Source organism: Neisseria sp. P0001.S005, assembly GCF_051963715.1.
Genome location: NZ_JBQCTZ010000074.1, coordinates 8,633 through 16,745 on the forward strand (window position 1 = coordinate 8,633; position 8,113 = coordinate 16,745).

The window sequence follows — 8,113 nt, forward strand, 5'->3', positions numbered from 1 at the left end:
GTATTGCTATTGTTGCCGGAAGTATTGCTATTGTTGCCGGAAGTATTGCTATTGTTGCCGGAAGTATTGCTATTGTTGCCGGAAGTATTGCTATTATTGTTGGAAGTATTACTATTATTGTCAGCAGAATTGCCGTTATTCTTCTGGATGCCATTTGATGAACTAGTGATGGATGGAGTGTCATTAGGCTGGTTGTTGCTGCATGCTGCCAGGCTCAGGACGATAATAGTTGCTGTGCTTACTTTTTTGAAAGACATAGATATTTCCTTTGTAATGAGGTGATTGATAATTAAAATGTAGATGTATTATCAAATAGTCATTTAAAAATATCAAGTAAATAATTTACCAAAATAATTAATTTGTTAAATTACGAGGTATTTTGTTATTTTTGGCCATTATATAGATGGAGAATCAGGTGTTAATGACAAAAAAGGTCGTCTGAAAACAGAAATCTCGTTTTCAGATGACCTTTTACCTTTATCCGTCAAACCGCCGCTGTTTCAGGTTTGACCTTGCTTTTCTTAAACTTCAACACGGCTTCTTCTTTTGCTGCATCCCAGTCTATCCGCACAAAACCACCTTCGGCGAGTTTGCCGAATAGGAGTTCGTCGGCGAGCGGTTTGCGGATTTTTTCCTGAATCAGGCGGTTCATCGGGCGTGCGCCCATTTGCGGATCGAAACCTTTTTCCGCCAGATAGTTGCGCAATGCCGGTGTGAATTCGGCTTCGACTTTTTTGTCGAGGAGCTGATGTTCGAGCTGGAGCAGGAATTTGTCCACGACTTTGACGATAATGGGTTCGGACAAGGGTGCAAACGGGATAATCGCATCCAAGCGGTTGCGGAACTCGGGCGTAAAGAGTTTGTTGATTGCCTGCATTTCGTCGCCGCGTTCGCGTTTAGCGGTAAAGCCGAGGCTGGGTCGGCTGAGACTCTCCGCACCTGCGTTGGTGGTCATAATTAGGATGACGTTGCGGAAATCGGCACTCTTACCGTTGTTGTCGGTCAGCTTGCCTGCGTCCATGACTTGTAGGAGGACATTGAAAATGTCGGGGTGGGCTTTTTCGATTTCGTCCAAGAGCAACACGCAATGCGGCTGTTTGTTGACGGCTTCGGTCAAAAGGCCACCTTGTTCAAAGCCGACGTAGCCCGGCGGTGCGCCGATGAGGCGCGATACGGCATGGCGTTCCATGTATTCGGACATATCAAAGCGTTGCAGCGGTACGCCCATCGAGTAGGCAAGCTGTTTGGCAACTTCGGTTTTGCCGACGCCGGTCGGGCCGGAGAAGAGGAAGCTGCCTATCGGTTTGTCGGGTAGGGCAAGGCCGGAGCGCGACATTTTGACGGCGGCAACCAGCGCATCGATGGCATTTTCTTGACCGTAAACCATGTTTTTCAAATCGCGGCCGAGGAATTGCAGCACTTGTTTGTCATCGTGCGACACGGTTTTTTCGGGAATCCGCGCGACTTTGGCGATGACGGTTTCGATTTGCGCTTTGCCGATGACTTTTTTCTGTTTGGATTTAGGCAAAATCCGTTGCGCCGCGCCTGCTTCGTCCATTACGTCGATGGCTTTATCGGGCAGGAAACGTTCGTTGATGTAGCGTGCGGAGAGTTCGGCGGCGGCTTCGAGTGCGCCTTGCGTATAGCGGACTTGGTGGAAATCTTCAAACATCGATTTCAAGCCGCGAAGGATTTGCACGGTTTCGGAAACAGTAGGTTCAACCACGTCGATTTTTTGGAAGCGGCGGCTTAAGGCGTGGTCTTTGTCGAAAATGGTACGGTATTCGTCATAAGTGGTCGCGCCGATACAGCGCAATGAACCTTTCGCCAATGCGGGTTTGAGCAGGTTGGACGCGTCCATTGTTCCGCCGCTGGTGCTGCCCGCGCCGATGATGGTGTGAATTTCGTCGATAAACAAAATGGCGTGCGGGATTTTTTCGAGCTGTTTCAAGACGGATTTGACCCGCGCTTCAAAGTCGCCGCGGTATTTCGTACCTGCCAAAAGCGAACCCATATCCAGCGCATAAACTTCGGCTTCTTTCAGCGCGTCGGGAATGTCGCCGTTGACGATTTGATGTGCCAAACCTTCCGCCAGTGCAGTTTTGCCTACGCCAGCCTCGCCGACCAAAAGCGGATTGTTTTTGCGGCGGCGGCACAGGATTTGTACCAGCCTTTCCATTTCGTGTTTGCGACCAATCAAAGGGTCGATACGGCCGGCTTTGACTTCAGTGTTGAGGTTGACGGTGTAGTCGGAAAGGGAGCCGGTTTTTTGTTCCGCTTCTTCGCCCTCGCGTCCCAGGCCGTCTGAATCATTGCCATCCTCGTCATCGGGCGAGCCATGGGCAATGCAACGCAAGACTTCAAAGCGCGTAATGGATTGCAATTTGAGGAAATAAACGGCATGGCTTTCGGATTCGCTCATCATGGCAACCAAAATATCCAAAGGCTCTACTGCGGCTTTACCGGCAGACTGGGTATGCACCATCGCCCGTTGGATGACGCGTTGGAAGCCTAATGTCGGCTGGGTTTCGACTGTATCCAGAAGATGATCGGGAATTTGTGGCGTATTTTCTGCAACGCTGGCCGCAAGCTGCTCGGACAGGACTTTTAAATCCGCACCACACAGTTTCAAGACGTTCGGTACAGCCGCATCTTCTTCTATCAGCACCAAAAGTAGGTGTTCCAAGCTGATAAACTCATAACGAGCGTTGCGTGCTTCACGGTAGAGCAGTTGCAGGATGTGTTCCAATTCGGGTGAAAGCATGGTTTAAACCTCTTCGACTATACATTTGAGCGGATGCCCTTCAGCTTTGGCACGTTCCATGACCTGATGTTGCTTGGTCTGGGCAATATCGCGCGTGTAGGTGCCGCACAGGCCTTTGCCTTCGTGGTGCACCAGCAACATAACGGCCACGGCCTGTTCCTGTGCAAGCATAAAGACTTCGGTCAGGATTTCGACGACAAATTCCATGGTAGTGTAATCGTCGTTCAATAAAAATACGCCGTAACGTTTCGGCGGCTGTGTGTTGATATCGCTGAGCAGGGTATCGGATTGGTGGTCGGTATTCGGATGGTTCATAATCTTGGGTTTCAGTTTTCAGACGGCCTGTTTTAGAGTGTAAACCGTTTTCTGTTGTATTTCGGCAATTTTTTTCTATTTTCCCACTTTTTTGAAAACATAGCTTGACGTTTTGTCTTAACAAATGTAAAAAGACGGTTAAGCAGAAGTTGGCACTCGACTGCGTATCCAATACGTGGGAGAAACGCTGAACGTTTTAGTTTGCTGTATGCCTTGTTTTGCTGATTTTGTTAATTTTTAAGTATAGGAAGTTTCTAATGGCAACCGGTATCGTAAAATGGTTTAACGACGCTAAAGGTTTTGGTTTCATCACTCCTGATGAAGGTGGCGAAGATTTGTTCGCTCACTTCTCAGCGATCAATATGGATGGTTTCAAAACCCTGAAAGAAGGTCAACGCGTATCTTTCGACGTAACCACCGGCCCTAAAGGCAAACAAGCTGCTAACATTCAAGCTGCTTAATCAAATGCGCGGCGTAAGCCGTAAAATCATGGCGGGGTTTCCCGCCATTTTTTATGGGCGTTTGGGTTAAAAATTATGAATCAAAATTCATCTTATCAAAATGCTTTAAACCAGTTGGACGAGCTTATCCGTCATTTTCGCAGCGAAGGCGAGGTCAGCTGCGCCGTTGCCGAGCGTGAAGACCAAATCTTGATCCGCCTTGCCGATTTGAAACTGGATTTGCGCCCTGAAGATGAAAAAGCCATTGCCGATATAGACCGCTTTTACCGCCGCCATGTTTTAAGTGAATAAACGTTTCAAAATCGTTTGCCGTTTTATTTTTTAAGCACGCCTGATAAAATAGGCCGTCTGAAAAGTTTGTAAAGAATCAGCACAATGAGTATTGCCAATAATAAAAAAGCCTTTCACGATTTCTTTATCGAAGACCAAATCGAAGCCGGTATAGTATTGGAGGGATGGGAGGTCAAAGCCATCCGCGCTGCACGCGTGCAATTAAAAGAAAGCTATATCTACTGGAAAAAAGACGCATTCTATTTAGTAGGCTGCCACATTACCGCACTGCCCACTGCCTCAACACACGTCAAACCCGATCCTGTCCGTCCGCGTAAGTTGTTGTTGAAACAATCGGAAATCAACAAGTTAATCGGTAAAACCGAACGCGCCGGTTATACGATTGTGCCCTTAAACCTGCATTACACCCGCGGTAGAATCAAAGTGGAAATCGGTTTGGCCAAGGGTAAGAAACAGCATGACAAACGCCAAAGCCTGAAAGAAGCGGATTGGAAGCGTGAGAAACAGCGTTTAATGAAAAACGTACGTTGATTTTTTCAGACGGCCTTTTTATAAAGGCCGTCTGAATATTTATTGTTTGAAAATTTTAAAAAGGAAAGCAGATGAAAACCATGATTTTAGCGGCGGCTTCAGCCGTATTGTTGCTGGGCGCGTGTTCCACTACGGAACAAAGAGTGTTGAAACCTGAAGAGCTGACCAGCATCAAACATGTCTGCATCATTCAAAATGCAAAAGTAAGGCCGCATGATTTGGATCGTGCTTTGTCTAAAGCTTTGGCGAAACGCGGCATTGGCAGCACTATTGTCACAGCGGATAACCGCGGCAAACTGTATGATTCTTCTTGCCCGTATAATCTGCGTTACAAAACCAAAGGTAATGACGAAATCTTGCGTAAAGGCGTATTTGTGTTGAGAAGCACCAAGTACGCGGTTTCTACTGTCAGCTACTCTTTAAATGATGAAAACCACTTCCGAACCAACCCTGATTTGGTGAAACAGGCTGAAGGCGTTGTGGCCAAATTGTTGGAAAAAAACAGCAAATAAAAGCCAGAATAAAAAACCGGCTTGCCGTGATATGGAGAATATCGGGCAAGCCGGTTTTATTTTCAGACGGCCTTAAATGGATTTGATTTTTTCCCAAAGGGTTTTGACTGTACCTTGATAGTAGGTTTCGGAAGTGCAATAGACTGTTTCTAAAGCGCATTGTCCTTGTGAGCCGTATTTTTTGATACACTGGTTCAAGGCAATTTGATGCACGGTTTTGAAACGTGGGGAGGTAATGGCCACCACGTTTTGAGCAGTCAATTTGCCCATGGCTTTAGGATAGGCAACAGCGATACAGGTGTTGTGCAGAGGGACAACTGTTTTACAGCCTGTTGCTTGGCCTGCGCCGATACCGGCTAAGGCATCTTGGCCTTTACAGAATGTTTCGAGTTCGGCTGTCGCATCCAGTTGGGTGGCATTTTCTTTAGTGGTTTTGATTTGCAGCGCTTCATTGCTGTCGGCAGGGTTTTGCCACATGGCCAGGTAGCCGTAAGTATCGGCAGCCAGGGCGGCAGGAGTCAATGCGCAAAGGATAAGTGTCATTAGTGTTTTTTTCATGTTTGTTCCCTGTTTGTTGGGTATTTGTCGTTATTATAAAGCAAAAGTACTTATTTGATATAAATTTGCTTTTAAAATGAATATTTGAGTGTGGCAGATAGATTATAGGCCGTCTGAAATTTCAGACAGCCTTTTGATTATGTTTTAAAGAATAGGGCGTAGCTTAGAGGCTCATACGCCGTGGCGATCAAGCCAACGTTCGGCATCAAGCGCGGCTTGGCAGCCAGAAGCTGCGCTGGTGATGGCTTGACGGTAGGTGTGGTCTTTGACGTCGCCTGCCGCCCATACGCCTTCGATATTGGTTGCGCCGACATTGTCACCGGTACTGCCTTTGGTTTTCAGGTAGCCAGTTTCATCCATATCGAGTTGGCCTTTGAAAATATCGGTGTTGGGTTTGTGGCCGATGGCGATGAAAACGCCTTTGACGGCGATTTCTTCAGTGCTGCCGTCATTGTGTTTCAGGCGTGCACCGGTAACGCCGCTTTCGTCACCCAAGATTTCATCAACCGAGCTGTTGAGCTTGAGGATGATTTTGCCTTCTTCTACCCGTTGCATCAGTTTGTCCACCATGATTTTCTCGGCGCGGAAGCTGTCGCGGCGGTGAATCAGGGTAACGGTGTTGGCGATATTGGCAAGGTAGAGTGCTTCTCCTACAGCGGTATTACCACCTCCGACTACGGCAACATCTTGTTTTTTGTAGAAGAAACCATCACAAGTTGCACAGGCGGAAACGCCTTTGCCGGCAAAGGTTTCTTCGCTTGGCAAACCTAAATATTTGGCTGATGCGCCGGTGGCAACGATGAGCGCATCGCAAGTGTATTCGCCCATATCGCCTTTGAGGGTAAACGGGCGGTTTTGCAAATCAACAGTGTGGATTTGGTCGAAAATCATTTCAGTACCGAAGCGTTCGGCATGAGCTTGGAAACGGGCCATCAGTTCAGGACCTTGTACACCTTCGGCATCGGCAGGCCAGTTGTCCACTTCGGTGGTGGTCATCAGTTGTCCGCCTTGCTCAACGCCGGTAATGATCACAGGGTTGAGGTTGGCACGGGCGGCATAGACGGCGGCAGTATAGCCGGCAGGGCCGGAGCCGAGGATGATGAGTTTATGATGGTTGCTCATGATGGTTTCCTTGCTGATAAATGATTGAATTTTGTCGTATCTAAGCTTTCAGATGGCCTGAATTTTACTTGAATCTGCCGCCGTCTGAAATATGTTTGTTGCTTGGGTTTAGTGGCTGTCTTTCCATTGATAGTATTTTGAGCCGAGGAAAGAGCCGAGTTTGCGTAGGAAAGGCTGGGTAATGATGTTGCTGTGGCGCAGTTGCTCGAAAGGTTTCAGACGGCCGTCATCGCCCATGATGGCTTCGGCAATCGCCAAGCCGGCAATGCCGGTAATCGCCATTCCGTGTCCGGAATAGCCTTGGGCGTAGAAAACGGTAGGGGCGAGGCGGCCGAAATGTGGGGCGAGGTTGCGCGTAATGTCGCATTCGCCGCCCCAAGAATGCTCGATTCTGACGTCGGCAAGTTGTGGAAAAACTTTCAGCATGTCTTGGCGGACAAGTTCGGTCATGCGGTCAGGGTCATCGATAAACTCATTGTCTTTGCCGCCAAAAAGCAGGCGGCCGTCGGCGCTGAGGCGGTAGTAGTCGAGGACGTGGCGGTTGTCACAGATGGCCATATTGTTGCAGATCAGGTCTTTGGCACGCTCGCCCAGAGGCTCGGTGGCAATGATAAAGGTGCTGACTGCAATGGCTTTTTGTTCCAATACTTTGAATTTCGGGTGTAAACCGGCATAAGTATTGACGGCATAAACGAGGTTTTTGCACTCGACGCTGCCATTGGGCGTATGAACCAGCCAGCCGTTATCGCATGGTTCGATACGCGTCATCGGGGATTGCTCAAAAAGTTGTGCGCTTGCGTCGGCTGCCGCTTTGGCAATGCCTAAGGTGTAATTAAGCGGGTGCAAGTGGCCGGATAAAGGATCAAATTGCGCGCCTTGATACATATCGCTGGCAAGTTGTTGCTTCAGCGTGGCTTTACCCCAAAGCTGGTAATGGCTTGCACCATAATGTTTTTGAGCGTGTTCGTGCCATTGCTGCAATTCGTCCCAATGCTGAGGACGGACGGCGACGGTAGCGTAGCCGCGTTGCCAATCGCATTGGATATTGTGTTTTTGAATGCGCGAGTCAACCAGTTCAACGGCTTGCAGGGATTGCTGCCAGAACCATTGGGCCTGTTCCAAGCCGACTTGTTTTTCGATTTCTTCCATGCCGCAGGCAAAATCGCTGATGACTTGTCCGCCGCTGCGACCTGATGCGCCAAAACCGATACGGGCGGCTTCAAGCACGATGACTTCATGGCCGTTTTCGGCAAGCGGTAGGGCGGTGCATAAGCCGGACAGACCGCCACCGATAACGCAGGTTTCAGTTTTCAGACGGCCTTCAAGCGTCGGATAAGACGGATGGGGATTGGCCGTGCTGACATAGTAGGAAGGAAGGTATTCTTTGAAGCTGGGATTAATCATGATTTGAGCTTTAGGTTGTGGTTTTCACTTCATTGAAATTGGTTTTCAGACGGCCTTAAATGTGGGTTTGGGTTCAGGCCGTCTGAAAGGATAAGATGCAGTTAATAAAACAGGCTGTTCCGACGCTTTATCGGACAGCCTGTCTGCATATTAGG

9 protein-coding genes are annotated in these 8,113 nt (G+C 48.5%); 4 read left to right on the forward strand and 5 right to left on the reverse strand.

The window, feature by feature from the left end; all coding sequences use genetic code 11:
- Window positions 1–484: 484 nt before the first annotated feature.
- The gene (clpA, locus tag ACTHSP_RS10530; RefSeq protein ID WP_440346069.1) at window positions 485–2,764 is read right to left on the reverse strand and encodes an ATP-dependent Clp protease ATP-binding subunit ClpA; all 2,280 of its coding nucleotides are present in this window, start codon (window positions 2,762–2,764) and stop codon (window positions 485–487) included.
- Window positions 2,765–2,767: 3 nt separating this feature from the next.
- Entirely contained in the window at window positions 2,768–3,079 is a 312-nt protein-coding gene (gene clpS / locus ACTHSP_RS10535) for an ATP-dependent Clp protease adapter ClpS (RefSeq protein ID WP_003679561.1), read from the reverse strand.
- Between the two features lie 257 nt (window positions 3,080–3,336).
- Here clpS and ACTHSP_RS10540 point away from each other — a divergent pair, with 257 nt between their 5' ends.
- The 4 genes from ACTHSP_RS10540 to ACTHSP_RS10555 all read left to right on the forward strand — a co-directional run bounded on the left by ACTHSP_RS10540 (window position 3,337) and on the right by ACTHSP_RS10555 (window position 4,874).
- Entirely contained in the window at window positions 3,337–3,540 is a 204-nt protein-coding gene (locus ACTHSP_RS10540; RefSeq protein WP_003682902.1) for a cold-shock protein, read from the forward strand.
- Window positions 3,541–3,615: 75 nt separating this feature from the next.
- Window positions 3,616–3,831, forward strand: a complete 216-nt coding sequence (locus ACTHSP_RS10545; protein WP_003679564.1) for a hypothetical protein — start codon at window positions 3,616–3,618, stop codon at window positions 3,829–3,831.
- An 84-nt stretch (window positions 3,832–3,915) separates the two neighbouring features.
- Window positions 3,916–4,362, forward strand: a complete 447-nt coding sequence (gene smpB / locus ACTHSP_RS10550) for an SsrA-binding protein SmpB (protein ID WP_003679566.1) — start codon at window positions 3,916–3,918, stop codon at window positions 4,360–4,362.
- 71 nt (window positions 4,363–4,433) lie between these two features.
- Window positions 4,434–4,874: a hypothetical protein gene (locus tag ACTHSP_RS10555; RefSeq protein ID WP_070608621.1), complete on the forward strand. Its 441-nt coding sequence runs from the start codon at window positions 4,434–4,436 to the stop codon at window positions 4,872–4,874.
- Between the two features lie 72 nt (window positions 4,875–4,946).
- Here ACTHSP_RS10555 and ACTHSP_RS10560 read toward each other — a convergent pair whose 3' ends face one another.
- The 3 genes from ACTHSP_RS10560 to ACTHSP_RS10570 form a co-directional block, all read right to left on the reverse strand.
- A complete protein-coding gene (locus tag ACTHSP_RS10560; protein ID WP_070608623.1) occupies window positions 4,947–5,432 on the reverse strand; it encodes a DUF4189 domain-containing protein in 486 nt (161 codons plus the stop codon).
- A 171-nt stretch (window positions 5,433–5,603) separates the two neighbouring features.
- On the reverse strand, window positions 5,604–6,554 hold the full coding sequence (gene trxB, locus ACTHSP_RS10565) for a thioredoxin-disulfide reductase (protein ID WP_440346070.1): 951 nt from the start codon (window positions 6,552–6,554) through the stop codon (window positions 5,604–5,606).
- A gap of 108 nt (window positions 6,555–6,662) precedes the next feature.
- The gene (locus ACTHSP_RS10570) at window positions 6,663–7,958 is read right to left on the reverse strand and encodes an NAD(P)/FAD-dependent oxidoreductase (protein WP_440346071.1); all 1,296 of its coding nucleotides are present in this window, start codon (window positions 7,956–7,958) and stop codon (window positions 6,663–6,665) included.
- Window positions 7,959–8,113 lie beyond the last annotated feature (155 nt).